At 65.5% G+C, this 16,464-nt stretch carries 14 protein-coding genes; 8 read left to right on the top strand and 6 right to left on the bottom strand.

What is annotated here, in order from left to right; all coding sequences use genetic code 11:
* Nucleotides 1-12 precede the first annotated feature (12 nt).
* Nucleotides 13-300, bottom strand: a complete 288-nt coding sequence (gene groES, locus RI03_RS16915) for a co-chaperone GroES (RefSeq protein ID WP_010162031.1) — start codon at nt 298-300, stop codon at nt 13-15.
* A 250-nt stretch (nt 301-550) separates the two neighbouring features.
* On the opposite strand from groES, the gene sppA reads away from it, so the two are divergent.
* The 6 genes from sppA to RI03_RS16885 all read left to right on the top strand — a co-directional run bounded on the left by sppA (nt 551) and on the right by RI03_RS16885 (nt 7,609).
* Nucleotides 551-2,446 (top strand): signal peptide peptidase SppA, encoded by a 1,896-nt coding sequence (gene sppA, locus RI03_RS16910; RefSeq protein ID WP_010218778.1) that lies wholly within the window; start codon nt 551-553, stop codon nt 2,444-2,446.
* A complete protein-coding gene (locus RI03_RS16905; protein ID WP_010218776.1) occupies nt 2,443-3,042 on the top strand; it encodes a GNAT family N-acetyltransferase in 600 nt (199 codons plus the stop codon). Before sppA ends, RI03_RS16905 begins: the two co-directional genes overlap by 4 nt.
* 89 nt (nt 3,043-3,131) lie before the next feature.
* Nucleotides 3,132-3,596, top strand: coding sequence for an endonuclease domain-containing protein (locus RI03_RS16900; protein ID WP_238542423.1), 465 nt, complete (start codon nt 3,132-3,134; stop codon nt 3,594-3,596).
* 81 nt (nt 3,597-3,677) lie between these two features.
* Complete coding sequence (gene ileS, locus RI03_RS16895) at nt 3,678-6,611, top strand: isoleucine--tRNA ligase (RefSeq protein WP_010218772.1); 2,934 nt, start codon at nt 3,678-3,680, stop codon at nt 6,609-6,611.
* Entirely contained in the window at nt 6,608-7,159 is a 552-nt protein-coding gene (lspA, locus tag RI03_RS16890; protein WP_010162036.1) for a signal peptidase II, read from the top strand. Before ileS ends, lspA begins: the two co-directional genes overlap by 4 nt.
* Before the next feature lie 36 nt (nt 7,160-7,195).
* The gene (locus RI03_RS16885) at nt 7,196-7,609 is read left to right on the top strand and encodes a DUF3035 domain-containing protein (RefSeq protein WP_010162037.1); all 414 of its coding nucleotides are present in this window, start codon (nt 7,196-7,198) and stop codon (nt 7,607-7,609) included.
* Between the two features lie 61 nt (nt 7,610-7,670).
* Here the strand turns inward: RI03_RS16885 and RI03_RS16880 are convergent, their stop codons facing one another.
* From RI03_RS16880 to RI03_RS16860, 5 genes are all read right to left on the bottom strand, one after another.
* On the bottom strand, nt 7,671-8,633 hold the full coding sequence (locus RI03_RS16880) for a glycosyltransferase family 32 protein (protein WP_010218770.1): 963 nt from the start codon (nt 8,631-8,633) through the stop codon (nt 7,671-7,673).
* 133 nt (nt 8,634-8,766) lie between these two features.
* Nucleotides 8,767-9,558 carry a TorF family putative porin gene (locus tag RI03_RS16875; protein WP_026046810.1) on the bottom strand — a complete coding sequence of 264 codons (792 nt, stop codon included), beginning with the start codon at nt 9,556-9,558 and terminating at the stop codon, nt 8,767-8,769.
* Between the two features lie 191 nt (nt 9,559-9,749).
* On the bottom strand, nt 9,750-10,943 hold the full coding sequence (gene metC, locus RI03_RS16870) for a cystathionine beta-lyase (RefSeq protein ID WP_010218767.1): 1,194 nt from the start codon (nt 10,941-10,943) through the stop codon (nt 9,750-9,752).
* 195 nt (nt 10,944-11,138) lie between these two features.
* Complete coding sequence (sseA, locus tag RI03_RS16865) at nt 11,139-11,978, bottom strand: 3-mercaptopyruvate sulfurtransferase (RefSeq protein WP_010218765.1); 840 nt, start codon at nt 11,976-11,978, stop codon at nt 11,139-11,141.
* Between the two features lie 31 nt (nt 11,979-12,009).
* Nucleotides 12,010-13,563 carry a cryptochrome/photolyase family protein gene (locus RI03_RS16860; RefSeq protein WP_010218763.1) on the bottom strand — a complete coding sequence of 518 codons (1,554 nt, stop codon included), beginning with the start codon at nt 13,561-13,563 and terminating at the stop codon, nt 12,010-12,012.
* A 29-nt stretch (nt 13,564-13,592) separates the two neighbouring features.
* Here RI03_RS16860 and queF point away from each other — a divergent pair, with 29 nt between their 5' ends.
* The gene (queF, locus tag RI03_RS16855; protein ID WP_037478623.1) at nt 13,593-14,039 is read left to right on the top strand and encodes a preQ(1) synthase; all 447 of its coding nucleotides are present in this window, start codon (nt 13,593-13,595) and stop codon (nt 14,037-14,039) included.
* A 145-nt stretch (nt 14,040-14,184) separates the two neighbouring features.
* Nucleotides 14,185-16,458: a glycosyltransferase family 4 protein gene (locus RI03_RS16850; RefSeq protein WP_010218761.1), complete on the top strand. Its 2,274-nt coding sequence runs from the start codon at nt 14,185-14,187 to the stop codon at nt 16,456-16,458.
* Nucleotides 16,459-16,464 lie beyond the last annotated feature (6 nt).

Raw genomic sequence — 16,464 nt, 5'->3', positions numbered from 1 at the left:
TTACGGAAAGACTCAGGCAACGATGCCGAGAATGTCCGATTCCTTCATGATCAGAAGGTCTTCGCCGTCGATCTTGATTTCGGTGCCGGACCATTTGCCGAACAGCACCTTGTCGCCGGCCTTGACTTCGAGCGGGTGGATTTCACCGGCTTCGTTGCGGGCGCCGGTGCCTGCGGCAACGACTTCGCCTTCCTGCGGCTTTTCCTTGGCAGTTTCCGGGATGATGATCCCGCCTGCGGTCTTCTCTTCTGCCTCTACGCGGCGGACGAGGACGCGGTCGTGCAACGGACGAAAGTTCATGCGCGGAGTCCCTTTTCTATGAACAGCTGTTGGCACTCGCCAGCAGTGAGTGCCAGCACGGCGCATATGCGTACGCCACCCGCCATCGTCAATACGGGCCTGCCGCGATTCCGTGGCGAGCCGGTCCGATTGGCAGGCGGGCCGAGCCTCATGGCAAAAAGCTGTGTTGCGCCGCTAACACGCATTTACTCCGCCCGGGGGCTGCTCTAGCTGTAGGCGGTATTTTTCCGCATTGCAGGGAGCGGCGCAGGTGAAACTCGTTCGGGGCGCTTGGAGAATTCTGGTCGGGATCAAGGACGCGCTGGTGCTGGTCGCCATGCTGCTGTTCTTCGGCCTGCTGTTTGGCGCGCTGGCGGCGAAACCCAATACGGGCGCGATCAAGGATGGCGCGCTGGTGCTCAAGCTCGACGGCCCGATCGTCGAGCAGCCGTCACCCGGCGACCCCTTCGCGGCGCTCGGCGGCGGCGGGTCGACCCCGGAATATCGCCTGCGCGACGTCGTGCGTGCGCTCGACAAGGCGGCGAAGGACGACCGCGTCAAGACGGTGGTGCTCGATCTCGACTCGTTCGCGGGCGGCTATCCCGCCGCGCTGACCGAAGTCGGCGACGCGCTCCGCCGCGTGCGCGACGGTTCCGATGGGAAGGGGGGCAAGCCGGTGCTCGCTTATGCCACCGCTTATACCGATGGCGGCTACCGCCTCGCCGCGAACGCGAGCGAGATCTGGATGAGCCCGATGGGGGGCACGCTGTTCATGGGGCCGGGCGGAAGCCAGCTCTATTACAAGGGCCTGATCGACAAGCTCGGCGTCAACGCGCACGTCTATCGCGTCGGCAAGTACAAGTCGTTCGTCGAGCCGTACACGCGCACCGAAGCCTCGCCCGAGGCCAAGGAAGAAGTCGTCAAGCTGTACCAGGTGCTGTTCCAGCAGTGGCAGGAGGTCGTCACCAAGGCGCGGCCCAAGGCGAAGTTCCAGCCGTTCCTGACGACCCCGGGCGCGGTCATCACCGCGGCGCAGGGGAATATCGCCGAGGCCAACCTCTCGGCCGGGATCGTCGACAAGCTCGGCACCCGGCTCGATTTCGGCAAGCGCGTGGCGCAGCTTGCCGGCACCCCCAATGGCAAGGCGCCGGGGACGTTCAACACGATCAAGCTCGCCAATTACGTCGCGGCGAACCCGCTGCCGACCGCGGGCGCCAAGATCGGCGTGCTGACGATCGCGGGCGACATCATCGACGGCAAGTCGAAGGCGGGCTCGGTCGGCGGCGACACGGTCGCCAAGCTGGTGCTGGAGGGCCTCGCCAAGAAGGACCTCAAGGCGCTCGTCGTCCGCGTCGATTCGCCCGGCGGTTCGGCGCTCGCGTCCGAGGACATGCGCCGCGCGATCATCGAGGCGAAGGCGCAGAAACTGCCGATCGTCGTGTCGATGGGCAACCTCGCGGCGTCGGGCGGCTATTGGGTGTCGACCGTGGGCGACGTGATCTTCGCCGAACCGACGACGATCACCGGCTCGATCGGGATCTTCGGGATCATTCCCACCTTCGAGAACACGCTCAAGAAGATCGGCCTGACCTCGGACGGCGTCCGCACCACGCCGTTGTCGGGGCAGCCCGACATTTACGGCGGCACCACGCCCGAGACCGACACGATCTTCCAGGCGGGAATCGAGAACGGCTATCGCCAGTTCATCACCCGCGTCGCCAATGCGCGCAAGATGACGCCCGAGCGCGTCAACGAGATCGGGCAGGGGCGCGTCTGGGATGGCGGCACCGCGCGGCAGCTCGGGCTGGTCGACCGCTTCGGCGGGTTGCAGGATGCAATCGACGAAGCCGCCAAGCGCGCCGGGCTGAAGCCCGCCGATGTCCATGCCGAATATCTCGAGAAGAAGCCGGGCGCGTTCGCGATGATGATCGCCCAGATCCTGTCCTCGGGACGCGATGATGACGATGCCTCGGCGGGCGACGCGTTCACGCGGATGGCGGCGGATCGTCGCGCGGTGTTCGCGCGCGCGCTCGGCGATGTGAAGCGGATCGGCACGGGCGCCGCGATTCAGGCGCGCTGCCTCGAGTGCGACGGCATCGGCGGGACCGCACCGCGCCCTGGCGATGCCAAGCTGCTCGATCTGGTGCTCGCACGGTTCGCGCTGTGATCGCGCCGCGGGAGGTTCCGTCCGAGGGGCCGACCCGCGTCGCAGTGCGCCCCGCGACGCTCGACGATGCGGCGGCGATCGCGGCGATCTATCGCCCCTATGTCGAGCGCGGGACGGTCTCGTTCGAGTCCGACGCGCCCGACACTGCGACCATGTGCGCGCGGATGGCAAAGTCTAACGGGCTGTACCCGTGGCTGGTCGTGACCGAAGGCGAGGGCGGGCCGGTGCGCGGCTATGCCTATGCATCGGCGTTCCGCGATCGACCCGCGTATCGCTACACGATCGAGACGACGGTTTATCTCGAGATCGGCACGCACGGGCGCGGCAACGGGCGGCAATTGTACGACGCGCTGATCGATACGGTGCGCGCGCAGGGCTTTACCCACGCGATCGGCGTGATCGCGTTGCCGAACGACCATTCGATCCGGCTGCATGAATCGGTCGGGTTCAGGCGCGCGGGGTTCTTCCGCGAGGCGGGGTATAAGGAAGGGCGCTGGATCGACGTCGGTTATTGGCAGTGCGAGCTGAATGCGGCGACGATCCCTCCGATGGAGCCGAAACCGTTCAGCGAGACGGGGATGGTGTGGAGTTGGTGAGGGTGTGGGGTGTGAGGGAGTAGGCGTGTCGAGGGAGTAGCGAGTGCAGGAGTAGGGCGCGATTAGCCCCTCCCCTTCAGGAGCGCCGGGTGAACAGCGCCCCGCGCTGTTCAGGTCATGCCGGGGGCATGACCGACCCGGCGCTGGGTTGGGGTGGGGCAGTAAGGGCTACTGAGGCGGAGTTGCTGGCTCGCGCGCATGAGATGCGGCGGAACCCTACCGAGCCTGAGGTTAGGCTGTGGCGGGCGCTTTCTAACTCCCAACTGAATGGCCTGAAGTTTCGTCGCCAGCATGTCGTGTTCGAGGCGCAGGCGATTCTGGATTTTTTCTGCCCTGCCATTGGGCTTGGGGTCGAGGTAGACGGCGACACGCATGATGGGCCTGTTGATGAAAAACGCGACGTCCGCCTGAGGGCACTCGGCTTCACAATCATCCGCTTCGGCAATCCCGACGTCATGACGAACCTCGCGGGCGTTGCCGAGATCATCGCAGCCACCGCTTCCACGCTTCCCGGCCGGTGGCAGCGCACTGCCCCACCCCAACCCCTCCCCTGAAGGGGAGGGGCTTTTCTGGTGAGGTCTTCCAAAGGGGAGGGGCTTTCTACGGCGCGCGCTTCAGGCTAAGCGCTCAAGCAAATGACCGACGCTCCCACCCCCGCACCCGCGCGCGATTACCGCGATACCGTCTTCCTGCCGAAGACCGACTTCCCGATGAAGGCGGGGCTCCCCGCCAAGGAGCCGGGGATTCTCGCGAAATGGCAGGCGATGGGGCTGTACGAGAAGGTCCGCGCCGCGCGCGCCGGGCGTGAGAAGTTCATCCTGCACGACGGCCCGCCGTACGCGAATGGCGACATGCATATTGGCCATGCGCTCAACCACATCCTCAAGGATACGGTGTGCCGGACGCAAACGCTGCTCGGCAAGGACGCGCCGTACGTGCCCGGCTGGGATTGCCACGGCCTGCCGATCGAGTGGAAGGTCGAGGAACAGTATCGCGCCAAGAAGCGCAACAAGGACGAAGTCCCGCCGCGCGAGTTCCGCGCCGAGTGCCGGGCCTATGCGCAGCATTGGGTCGACGTGCAGCGCGAGCAGCTCAAGCGGCTCGGGATCAACGGCGACTGGGAGCATCCCTATCTGACGATGGATTTCGCGGCCGAAGCGACGATCGTCACCGAGCTGATGAAGTTCGCGGAGAGCGGTCAGCTGTATCGCGGCGCGAAGCCGGTGATGTGGTCGCCGGTCGAGAAGACCGCGCTCGCCGAGGCCGAGGTCGAATATGAGGACGTGGTGTCGACGCAGATCGACGTCGCATTCGAGATCGTTGATGCGCCGAACGCGCCCGAGCTGGTCGGCGCGCATGCGGTGATCTGGACGACGACGCCGTGGACGATCCCGGTCAACCAGGCGCTGAGCTATGGGCCGGAGATCGAATATCTGCTGGTCCGCTTCGACGACATGGCCGAGGGGCCGCGCACGCTGCTGGTCGCGCATGATCTGCTCGAAAGCTTCGGCGCACGGATCGGGCATCCGGTGATCCTCAAGATCGGCGACAGCGCGGGCACCGTCACGGCATTGCAGTCGATCAAGGGCTCGCAGCTCGAGGGCGCGACCGCGCGGCATCCGATGCATGCGCTTGGCGGGTTCTTCGCCAAGCCGCGGCCGTTTTTGCCGGGCGATTTCGTCACCACCGACGCGGGCACCGGGCTTGTCCACATGTCGCCCGATCATGGCGAGGACGATTTCCTGCTGTGCAAGCAATACGGCATCGAGCCGGTCTTCGCGGTCGATGGCGCGGGGATGTATCGCGACGATTGGGCGTGGCTCGGCGGGCAGGGCTCGGTGATCAACAAGAAGTTCGTCTCCGCCGAGGGGCCGATCTGTTCGGACCTGCGCAACGTCGGCGCGCTGATCGCGGCGAGCGACGATTTCGCGCATAGCTATCCGCATTCGTGGCGGTCGAAGGCGAAGGTGATTTTCCGCGCCACGCCGCAATGGTTTATCCCGATGGATCTTAGCCCCTCCCCCTCGGGGGAGGGGTTGGGGTGGGGCAGTCCAGCAGAGGGCGGTCTCGGTGAGACACCAGCAGAGTGCGGTCTCGGTGAGACACCCCCCACCCCCAACCCCTCCCCTGAAGGGGAGGGGCGAACCGGGCGAACGTTGCGTGAAACCGCCCTCGCCGCCATCGAAGCCACCACCTGGTATCCCCCCAAGGGCCAGAACCGCATCACCGCGATGGTCGCGGGTCGCCCCGACTGGGTGATCAGCCGCCAGCGCGCGTGGGGCGTGCCGATCACTTTGTTTGTCGATCGCAAGACCGGGCAGTATCTCGTCGACCCCGCGGTCAACGCGCGGATCGTCGCGGCGGTAAGCGCCGAGGGCGTCGATGCGTGGAGCGAGGAAGCGGCGCAGGAGCTGCTCGGCCCGGACTACCGCCTCACCGATTACGAGCGCGTTACCGACATTCTCGACGTGTGGTTCGACAGCGGTTGCACGCACGCGTTCGTGCTCGACAGCGGGCGCTGGCCCGACCTGCAATGGCCCGCCGATTTGTATCTCGAAGGCTCGGACCAGCATCGCGGCTGGTTCCAGTCGTCGCTGATGGAGAGCTGCGGAACGCGCGGGCGGGCGCCGTACAAGGCGGTGCTGACGCACGGGTTCACGATGGATTCCAAGGGCATGAAAATGTCCAAGAGCCTCGGCAATACGATCAACCCGCTCGACCTGATGAAGGAATCGGGCGCTGATATCCTGCGGCTGTGGGCGCTGTCGGTCGATTTCACCGAGGATCACCGCATCGGCAAGGAGATCCTGAACGGCGTCTCCGACCAGTATCGCAAGCTGCGCAACACCTTCCGCTATTTGCTCGGCGCGCTCGAAGGGTTCGACGAGGCGGAACGCCTGCCGGTCGCGGAGATGCCCGAGCTCGAACGTTATGTGCTCCAGTTGCTTGCCGAGCTCGACGCCAAGCTGCGCGCGGCGGTCGCGGTGTATGATTTCAACAGCTATGTCCGGCTGCTGACCGAATTCGCGCAGGAGGACCTGTCGGCCTTCTACTTCGATATCCGCAAGGATTCGCTCTATTGCGATGGGGTAAACGATCCGAAGCGGCGCGGCTGCCGGACAGTGTTCGACATGCTGTTCCACGCGTTGGTGCGCTATGCCGCTCCCGTGCTGTGCTTCACTGCCGAGGAGACGTGGCAGTCGCGCTTCCCGAGCGAGGACGGGTCGGTGCACCTGCTCGAATGGCCCGAGTTGCCCGCGGTCGACGGGGTCGATGCCGCACATTGGGCGCAGGTTCGTGCGCTTCGCACGCAAGTGACCGAGGCGATCGAACCGCTGCGGCGCGAGAAGATCGTGCGCTCGAGCCTCGAGGCGGAGGTCGTCGTCCCCGAGGCCCCGATGCCGGTCGAGGCACTCGCCGAGCTGTTCATCGTCGCCAAGGTGACGACGGGCGCGGGCGTCGCGGTCAGCCGGACCGACTTCCACAAATGTGGGCGTTGCTGGCGGCATCTGCCCGAAGTCACGGTCGACGGCGATTTGTGCGATCGCTGCGAAGAGGTGGTCGCATGAAGCTGCCGCTGGCCGGGCTGGCGACCGCCGCGCTTCTGTTCGTTTGTGACCAGGCGGCGAAGCTCGGCGTGACCGACGGGCTCAAGCTCGATGCGCTGAGCGATGCGCATTACGTCACGTCTTTCTTCAACCTGCGCTTCGTCGCCAATCATGGCGTGTCGCTCGGGCTGCTCCATGCCGATACCGACACGATGCGGTGGCTGCTGGTCGCGATGACCGGGGTGATCGCGCTCGGCGTGCTGGTGTGGATGTGGCGCGAAACCAACCGCGCGGAGCAGGCGGCGCTCGGCCTCGTGCTCGGCGGCGCGGCGGGGAATATCCTGGATCGCGTACGGCTTGGCTATGTCGTCGATTTCGCCGATCTGCATTTCGGCAGCTGGCAGCCGTTCCTCGTGTTCAACATCGCGGATGCGGCGATCTCGATCGGCGTCGTCATCTTGTTCGCGCGCGCGCTTCTGGTACGAGAGAAGCCGGTGCGGGGGAGTCCGGCAGCGGATGCACCAGCGACAACACCAGCGACGGGGCCCGGATCGCCCCGGGCACGATAGAATCAGGGGCAGATCAGGGCCCAACGGAGACTTTGCATGCGTATTTCGACGATCCTCCCCGCTGCGCTTGCGCTCGTTCTGCTGTCGGGCTGTGCACACAACCGTGTCCACGGACGTAGCGGCCCCGACGAGTTCACTGTCGCACGCCAGGCCCCGCTAGTGATCCCGCCCGATTTCTCGCTGACCCCGCCCAAGCCCGGGGCGGCGCGCGCGAACGACGTCAGCGCCAATGCACAGGCGCTCGACGCGCTGTTCGGCGGCGCGGCGCAGCGCAGCGCGGGCGAGGCGGCGACGATCAGCCAGGCCGGGATCGACAATGACGATCCGGGTATCCGGTCGTCGGTCGGCGATCCGGGCACGACCGTCGTCGACAAGGGCACGACGACGCGCGACATCGTCTCCGCGCCCGAAGGCGACGGCCAGACCGCACGGACGTCCACGCCGAAGTAAGCGATGCCCGGACGCGGTCAGGACGAAGCGCGACCGCGTCGGTTGCGCAACATCCGCCGTCTTACCAGGAATGGCTCCAATAGGTGACGACTGCGGCATGCGGGAACAACGTCCTGCCGACCGATGCGGGCAGGATCCGTTGGTCTTTTCGGAGGCGGTCGCGAAGGCGTTTGTGGATCAGGTTGGTCCAGTCGAGTGGATACCAGACCGGCCCGGGAAGGAGAGTCGGTTGTGCATAGCGGAGCGAAGCCTGCTGACGCTCGTTGAGGAGTGCCAGCACGGGTGCCAACTCCGCCATGACGGCTGCTTCGTCGAGCCTGACGAACGCATCATGAGCCTGCTTGAGCAGCACCGGCCCGGTCAACGCTTCCGGCCCAGAGGTTGCTGCGGCGGGGCTAGCGGCTGCGTCGAGCATGCGTTTGATAGCGAATAGCCAGAATATCTGGAACGGCCGCGAGGCCATGACGGCATTCGGAAGCGCATGGGCGAAATCCGGGTTGCCTCCCATCCGGCACAGCACGACCGCGCCCGCCGTCGCGCTTGGGTGAATCGGCCGGAGGCATTCGGTATCCATGTCCGCATACAGGCCACCGAATTCGAACAGAAAGAAGAACCGCACCGCATCGGCGCGGAAGATCTCCCGTTGGTAGCTGTCGTAGACGGGCAGCGCCCAAGCGAAGCGATCCGCGATGAACGCGCGATTGTCAGCATCGTCCCACAGCAAGACCTGGCAGTCCGGGTTGAGATCCACGAAGGTTTGCCGCCAGTGCCGGTAATTGGCGGGGATCACCGAGCGGCTCTTCCAGGTCTGATAGATTAGCGGGGGGAAGCTGTCGGGATCTGCCGTGCCAATCCGTGCGACATCCTCGCGGTAATTGCCCGGTACGGGCGCTTCGCTGGCAGCGGGGATGACGGCGGTTGCATCGTGGCGGTCCCGGTACAGGAAGCGGGCAACACGCCACGCCGATTCCTCCGTAAGCGAATGGATAACGCGCTTCGCCCGCAGGATCGTCGGTTCTGCCATCGCATAGGCCCCCTGTTCTGATGGCGGTTCGTCAAGCACGCTTGGGGAACAGGCAACAGGCGAAGCGTTGGAAGAGCAACTCGCTCCCCCGGCCTGTGCCGGGGGAGCGTTTTTTATTATAATCCTGGCGTGGTCAAAACGCCACGCCCAACGAGGCGACGACGCCGCCCTTGCTGACGTTGCGGCCGCCGCTCGACAGGAAGCGGGCGTCGGTGTCGACATAGGATACGCCGAGAATCAGCACCTTGTAGGTCGCGGTCGCGCCGAGGCCCCAGTCGGTATAGCCCTTCTTGCCGGTCGAATCGGTCGCGAGCCAGCTTGGCCCGAAGCTGTGCCCGACATGCGCGGTCAGCCCGAGCGGGGTCTTCGGGATGCCCGCCGAGAAATCCCCGGCGAGATAGACGTTGTCGCGCTTGCGCAGCAGCCCGGACGCGCCCTGGTCGAGCGCTAGCGCCTTTTGCTTGGGCGCATAATTGACCGTCACCTTGGAGGTCAGCGGGCCGAAGGTGTGCGAGATGTCGACATACGGCTCGACGAAGTCCGAGCTGCTGGCGTCGCCGGCGGGATGCGTCTTCGGGTAGAAGTAATACAGCGCACCGATGTCGAACGTCGTGCCGCCGACGGTCTTCTTGTAGCCGCCGATCAGATCGATTTCCTGATGTCCGGTCCCGGCGACGGTGACGTAATTGTCGACCGACGACCCCCAGACCGACGCATAGAAGCCCGATTCATGCGTGACCGTGATCGACCCTTGAACCGCCGCATTGCGATCGGTCTGCGAGATCCCGCGGAAGCGATAGTCGGTGACGACCGCCGCGGTGCCGTTGATCGTGATCGCGGGTGGTGGGGCGGTTTCCTGCGCGAACGCAGGGGTAGCGAATCCGGCGAGCAGCAGCCCGCCAAGCGTTGTTCTGGAGAAGCGCATCATTTCCCTTTCGAAATGCGACTGTCCCCGCCTGCCGTCTTCGATCCGGCATCTGTCGAAGGCTTGAAGCCGTCCCGCGCCGATGACCGAAGAGGCGGTAATGATGCCGTGTTTCACCGCACCGCACAAGAAGCATTGCGCGAGCATTGCTGGTTCGTAAGGCAATGTTGCTGTCGGGCCACAGCGCCGGGTCAACGCGTGGCGGTGAACCGCTCCAGACCCGCGGCGAGGTCGGCGATCAGATCCTCGGGGTCTTCCAGCCCGATCTGCAACCGCACCATCGGCCCGGCATCAGCACGGCGCGTCGCGGTGCGATGGCGATGCGGATCGACCGGGATCGCGAGGCTTTCATATCCGCCCCAGCTATAGCCGATCCCGAAATGCTCGAGCCCGTCGATCAGCGCGGCGCGCGCCGCCTCGGTGCCGCCCTGCAATACGAACGAGAACAAGCCGGACGAGCCGGAGAAATCGCGGAGGAAGGTTTCATGCCCCGGGCAGTCGGGCAGGGCAGGATGCAGCACGGTGGCGACCTCGGGGCGGTCGTGCAGCCAACGCGCGATCTGGAGCGCGCTCTGTTCGTGCTGGCGCAGCCGGATCGCCATGGTGCGCAAACCGCGTGACCCGAGCCAGCAATCGTCGGGGCTGGCGACCTGCCCGAGCTGGAAGCTGGTGTCGCGCAGCCGTGCGAAATGCCCCGGCGCGGCGGTGACCGAGCCGAGCATTACGTCGCTGTGCCCGACGACGTACTTGGTGCACGCAAGGATCGTCAGGTCGATCCCGTGCGCGATCGCGGGGAAGAACAACGGCGTCGCCCAGGTGTTGTCGAGCAGCGTCGTGATGCCACGCGCCTTGGCGGCGGCGACGATCGCGGGGATGTCCTGCACCTCGAAGGTCAGGCTGCCCGGGCTTTCGAGCAGGATCGCAGCGGTGGAGTCGCCGATGAAGTCGGCCATGCCCGCCCCGATCAGCGGATCATAGAAGCGCGTCGTGATCCCCATCCGCGCGAGCAGCCCGTTGGCGAGCGAGCGGGTCGGGTCATAGGCGGTGTCGGGGATCAGCACTTCGTCGCCGGGGGACAGGACCGAAAGCATCGCGGCGGCGATCGCTGCGACACCCGATGGATAAAGGAACGTACCTTCGGCGCCGGGCTCGAGTTCGGTCAGCGCGTCGGCAAGGCTCCATTGGGTCGGCGTGCCGCGGCGGCCGTAAAAGAGCCGGTGGTGCGTGTCGCGCGCGCCGGCGGCGCGGAGGTCGGCGACCGAGTCGTACAGGATCGTCGAGGCGCGCCAGACGGGGGTGTTGACGATCCCCTGGGTCCATTCCTTGCGGCGACCGGCGGTGACGACGCGGGTGGAGTTGCCCTTGGGGGTATCGGTCTTCTTCATGGTGTCGCTCCGGCAGTGCCGGGACTGCAAAGCTCTCTGCGTGAGGAAAGGCAAGCGCTGAGCTTCGTTCTAGAAGCCCCTCCCCTTCAGGGGAGGGGTTGGGGTGGGGAAGTCCAGCAGAACTTCGCTCTCTGCGAGGCACTGCCCCACCCCCAACCCCTCCCCTGAAGGGGAGGGGCTAAAGAAAAGAAGGCGTTACGCCGCGCCGGTCGCCTTAGGCGTCGTGCGATCCGCACCCCATTCGGACCAGCTGCCGTCATAGACCGCGGCGTTCGCCCCCAGCAGATGCGCGCCGAACGCGAGCGCCGAGGCGGTGATACCCGAGCCGCAGGTCGTCACCAGCGGCTTGGCGAGGTCGATCCCCGCGCCCTCGAACGCGCTGCGGAGCGCGTCGCCGGTCTTCCACGTGCCGTCTTCGTTGAACAGCTGACCGACCGGCAGGTTCTTCGACCCCGGGATATGCCCCGGGTGCGTCGCGGGGCGCGGGTCGGCTTCCTCGCCGGTGAAGCGCGCGGCGGAGCGTGCGTCGAGCACCTGCTCTGCGCCGCTGTCGACGTTGGCCTTCATCTGGTCGAGCGTGCGGACGCCCTTGTCGTCGGCCCAGACGGTGAAGTGCCGGTGGCGGAGCTGTTCCTTGCCGCTGGCGGTGTCGCGACCTTCCGCCTGCCACTTGGAAAGCCCGCCATCGAGGATCGCGACGTCATGCGCGCCGAAGGTGCGGAGCATGAACCACGCGCGCGCCGACGTATGATAGGGCGAGTTGTCGTAGAGCACGATCCGGCTGCCATCGCCGAGCCCGAGCGACTGCATCCGGCTTGCGAATTTCTCGGGCGTGGGAAGCATCGAGGGAAGGTCGCTCGACGTGTCGGCGATTTCGCCCAGATCCATGAACACCGCGCCGGGGATATGCGCCGCTTCATATTCGGCGGCAGCGTTGCGGTCCCCGAAGCCCGCGAAATAGGTCGCGTCGACGATCCGCAAGTCGTTCGCGCCGAGTTCGGTTGCGAGCCATTCGGTGGTCACCAGCGAGTCCATGTCCCGTCTCCTTTTGCTTGTTTTGGGGAGCCTAACCTGCCTCCGCAGCGGCGTCGAGACGGTCGAGAAAGGCTTTTGCCGACCCGCGGATCTCATCCTGGGTCGCTGGGGCCATCTTGCTCCACGTCCGGTACGGCATCGCCATGCGCGGATTGCGCGCGAGCGTGTCCTCGTGGCGGGCGATGAAGTCCCAGTAGAGCGCGTTGAACGGGCAGGCGTCGGGGCCGGTCCGCTGGCGGACGTCGTAGCGGCAAGTCTTGCAGTAATCGGACATCTTGTTGATGTACGCGCCGCTTGCCGCATAGGGTTTGGAGCCGAGCAGGCCGCCATCGGCGAACTGGCTCATGCCGAGCGTATTGGGCAGTTCGACCCATTCATACGCGTCGATATAAATTTCGAGGTACCACAGATGGACCGCGTGCGGGTCCGCGCCGATCAGCAGCGCGAAGGTGCCCGTGACCATCAGCCGCTGGATATGATGCGCGTGTGCGTTGGCGAGCGTCTGCCCTAGCGCCTCGGCCATGCAGTGCAGGTCGGTCTCGCCGGTCCAGTAGAAAGCGGGGAGCGCACGGGTCGCGCCGAGCGCGTTGCGCTGCGCGTACTCGGGGCTTTCGCGCCAGTAGATCCCGCGGACATATTCGCGCCAGCCGATGATCTGGCGGATGAAGCCTTCCGCCGCGTTGACCGGCACCTTGCCCGCGCGGAACCGCTTCTCGACCGCGCGGCAGAGCGCGAGGGGATCAAGCAGCCCGGAGTTGAGATAGGGCGAGAGCAGCGAATGCCACAAGGCAGGCTCGCCGGTCAGCATCGCGTCCTGATAATCGCCGAATCCAGCGAGCGCATGATCGAGGAAATGCTTCTGCTGCCGTTCGGCGTCGTGCGCGGTCACCGCCCAGGCGAAGCTGTCGAGGCTGCCGGGATGATCCGCGAACCGGTCCGCCACCAGCGCGAGCACGTCCTGCGTGATCGCATCGGGGGGAAAACGCAGGGGGTGCGGCATCAGCAGGTCGGACTGCGCGGGCTTGCGATTGTCATGGTCGAAATTCCACTGCCCGCCGACCGGATCCTTGCCGTCCATCAGCAGCCCGGTTTCGCGGCGCATCTCGCGGTAGAAATATTCCATGCGGAGTTGCTTGCGGCCCTCCGCCCATGCCTGGAACGCCGCGTGAGTCGCGAGGAAGCGATCGTCGCTGCGGATCTCGACCGGAATTCCGAAAAGCGTTTCCCACGCCTCGAGCATCGCCTGGACACGCCATTCGCCCGCTTCGGTTACGACGATCCGCTCCGGCTCGAGCCGCGCAACGGCGCGCGCGACCTCACCGGTGAAGCTGCCGCTGTTGTCGGGATCGTCGAGCGTGACGTACTCCACGGTCCACCCTTGCTCACGGAGCAGCTCGGCGTGGTGGCGCATCGCGGACAGGATGAACGCGATCTTCTGCTTGTGGTGCCGGACATAGGTCGTCTCGTCAGCGACCTCCATCAGCAGGATCGTGGTGGTCGCCGGGTCCGCATCCTCGAGCGAGGACAGGCCGAGCGAGAGCTGGTCGCCGAGCACCGGGATCAGCGTGAGGGGCGGCGGTTTCATTTCGGCTGCTGCTCCCCTATCTTTTGCGCATGACACCACTTCATCTTGGCCAAACCAGCGCGCTGCCCGCTTCCCCAGAAGCCGCAGTGCTCGATTACGTTCCCAACCCCCGCGCGGGATCGCTGTATCTCGTGCGGTTCGCGGTTCCCGAATTCACGTCCCTGTGCCCGGTAACGGGCCAGCCCGATTTTGCGCATCTGGTGATCGACTATGCCCCCGGCGACACGATCGTCGAGTCGAAATCGCTCAAGCTGTTCCTCGGTGCCTTCCGCAACCATCAGGGTTTCCACGAGGATTGCACGGTCGGGATCGGCCAGCGATTGTTCGACGAGATGCAGCCACGCTGGTTGCGAATCGGTGGTTATTGGTATCCGCGCGGCGGCATCCCGATCGACGTGTTCTGGCAATCCGGACCGCCGCCCGAGCATCTGTGGCTCCCGCCGCAGGACGTTCCGGGCTATCGCGGGCGCGGCTGAGACGCTCGTTCCGTCGCGCGAGTGATCGAAGTTAACATGAATCCTGTGTTGCGATGCAACATCACTGCAACCATATTGAAACTTGGCCGTTCGTTTGGTGACAGCTGAGGGGTGTTCCCCCGATTTCACTCTTAGGATTACGAACATGGTGCATTTGGCAGATGTCGTGACCCCGATCGATCACCTTGCACTGATTGGCAATTTCCTGCCCCGGAAATGCGGCCTTGCAACATACACGACGGACACGTTCACGGCCCTCAAGGGCCGCTTCCCCGATCTGAAGATCGACGTCTATGCGATGGACGACCATCCCGGTCGCTACGTCTATCCGCCCGAGGTAACGCGCAGCATCCCCGAGCAGGACCGTGTCGCCTATCTCGACGCCGCGCGCGCGATTGAAGCGAGCGGTGCACAGGCGATCTGGCTGCAGCACGAATATGGCATTTTCGGCGGTCCGGCCGGCGAGCATATTCTCGCGCTGCTCGACCGCGTCTCGTTGCCGGTCATCGTCACGCTGCACACGATTCTCGAAAAGCCCGATGCCGATCAGCGTCGCGTGATGGAAGGCCTGCTGCAGCGCGCGTCGCGCGTCGTCGTCATGGCCGAGCGCGGTCGCGAAATTCTCGAGCGCGTCTATGGTGCGAGCGGTCGGTCGATCGTGATGATCCCGCACGGTGTGCCGGATCGCGATTTCGTCGAGCCCGATACGCTCAAGCCGCGCTTCGGCTGGGAAGGGCGCAAAGTCGTGCTGACCTTCGGTCTGCTCGCGCCGGGCAAGGGCATCGAAGTGATGATCGAGGCGCTGCCCAAGATCGTCGCGGCGCATCCCGAGACGCTTTACACCGTGCTGGGGGCGACTCACCCGAACCTCGTCGCCTATGAGGGCGAGAAGTATCGGGATGGCCTCAAGGCCCTCGCCGAAAAGCTCGGCGTGTCGGGCAACATCCAGTTCATCGACGCCTTCCTCGAGCATGACGAGCTGATCGACTATCTCCAGGCCGCCGACATTTACGCGACGCCGTATCTGAACCCGGCGCAGATCACGTCGGGCACGCTCAGCTACGCGGTTGGCGTGGGCAAGGCGGTCGTCTCGACGCCGTATGTTCATGCGACCGAGATTCTGGCGGACGGCTACGGCGTGCTCGTCGATTTCAGCGATTCGGACGCGTTCGCGCGCGAGATCAACGCGCTGCTCAGCAGCGATCGCAACCGCAAGCGGCTGGAGCAGCGCGCCTATGCGCGGGGCCGCACGATGATCTGGCCGCGCCTCGCGGAGGTCGCGATGCGCGAGATCACCGCGATGGTCGCGGCCAAGCCGCGGCGGCTGCACGGATCGAGCATGTCGTTCACCCCGCTCCAGCCCGATTTCGCGGCGGTCGAGCGGATGAGCGACTCGACCGGAATGCTTCAGCATTCGATCTATTCGGTGCCCGATCGCCGTCATGGCTATTGCATCGACGACAATGCGCGCGCGCTGATGCTGGTCAGCCAGATGCCGGGGATGGACGAGGTCCAGCGCGACAAGTGGATGACGATCTACGCATCGTTCGTTCAATATGCGTGGAACCCGGACGAACGGCGCTTCCGCAACTTCATGAACTTCGACCGGACCTGGTGCGAGGATACCGGTTCGGAAGATTCGAACGGGCGCGCGCTCTGGGCGCTTGGCGTGACCGCTCGCGACGCGCAGTCGTCCAAGCATCGCGACTGGGCGGTTCGGATGTTCGACATGACCGTGTCGATCACGATGGAACTGGGATCGCCGCGCGCGCACGGTTTCGCGATGCTCGGTGCTGCGGCGATGCTCGATGCGCATCCGGGGCATAGCCAGTCCAAGCAGATCCTCGCGCGCTACGGCGACGAACTTTGCGCTCTGCTCGAAGTCGCGCGGCGGCCCGAGTGGGAGTGGTTCGAGATCGTCCTCGCCTATGACAACGCGCGCCTGCCCGAAGCGCTGATCCGTGCCGGCATGGCGCTCGACCGGCCCGATTTTGTCAAGTGCGGCCTCGCCACGCTCGACTGGATCGTCGGGCGGCAGACGTCGCCCGAGGGGCGCTTCCGGGCAGTCGGCAGCGAGAGCTTCGGGCGCGTCTATGCCGAACCGCTCCAGTTCGACCAGCAGCCGTTGGAAGCGCAGGCGACGATCGATGCCTGCCATGCGGCGTATCTGGCATCGGACGATCTGCGCTGGGTCGAGGAAGCGGGTCGTGCGTATCGCTGGTATCTCGGGGCGAACGATCTCGACCTGCCGCTGGCGACCTCGCAGGATGGCGGGTGTTTCGACGGTCTGATGCCGACCGGATTGAACCGAAACCAGGGTGCCGAGTCGATTCTGGCGCTGCAAATGGCGAATTGCACGATTTCGGGGCTGGCAAAGCGTACGGAAAGCGTGGCAGGACCCCACAGCGCCGTCGCGTAGCCTCGC

The organism is Sphingomonas sp. PAMC 26621 (assembly GCF_000251145.1).
Classification (GTDB): Bacteria; Pseudomonadota; Alphaproteobacteria; order Sphingomonadales; family Sphingomonadaceae; genus Sphingomonas.
Note: the sequence above shows the minus strand (reverse complement) of the source record. Positions and strands in the feature narration are given on the sequence as shown.

Excerpts from the sequence above, each read along its gene's own strand:
- RI03_RS16880 (WP_010218770.1), bottom strand. The coding sequence starts at position 8,633 with ATGGCAGAACCGACGATCCTGCGGGCGAAGCGCGTTATCCATTCGCTT.
- RI03_RS16885 (WP_010162037.1), top strand. The coding sequence starts at position 7,196 with ATGCGTATTTCGACGATCCTCCCCGCTGCGCTTGCGCTCGTTCTGCTG.
- RI03_RS16850 (WP_010218761.1), top strand. The coding sequence starts at position 14,185 with ATGGTGCATTTGGCAGATGTCGTGACCCCGATCGATCACCTTGCACTG.
- groES (WP_010162031.1), bottom strand. The coding sequence starts at position 300 with ATGAACTTTCGTCCGTTGCACGACCGCGTCCTCGTCCGCCGCGTAGAG.
- metC (WP_010218767.1), bottom strand. The coding sequence starts at position 10,943 with ATGAAGAAGACCGATACCCCCAAGGGCAACTCCACCCGCGTCGTCACC.
- sseA (WP_010218765.1), bottom strand. The coding sequence starts at position 11,978 with ATGGACTCGCTGGTGACCACCGAATGGCTCGCAACCGAACTCGGCGCG.
- RI03_RS16860 (WP_010218763.1), bottom strand. The coding sequence starts at position 13,563 with ATGAAACCGCCGCCCCTCACGCTGATCCCGGTGCTCGGCGACCAGCTC.
- RI03_RS16875 (WP_026046810.1), bottom strand. The coding sequence starts at position 9,558 with ATGCGCTTCTCCAGAACAACGCTTGGCGGGCTGCTGCTCGCCGGATTC.
- lspA (WP_010162036.1), top strand. The coding sequence starts at position 6,608 with ATGAAGCTGCCGCTGGCCGGGCTGGCGACCGCCGCGCTTCTGTTCGTT.
- ileS (WP_010218772.1), top strand. The coding sequence starts at position 3,678 with ATGACCGACGCTCCCACCCCCGCACCCGCGCGCGATTACCGCGATACC.
- queF (WP_037478623.1), top strand. The coding sequence starts at position 13,593 with ATGACACCACTTCATCTTGGCCAAACCAGCGCGCTGCCCGCTTCCCCA.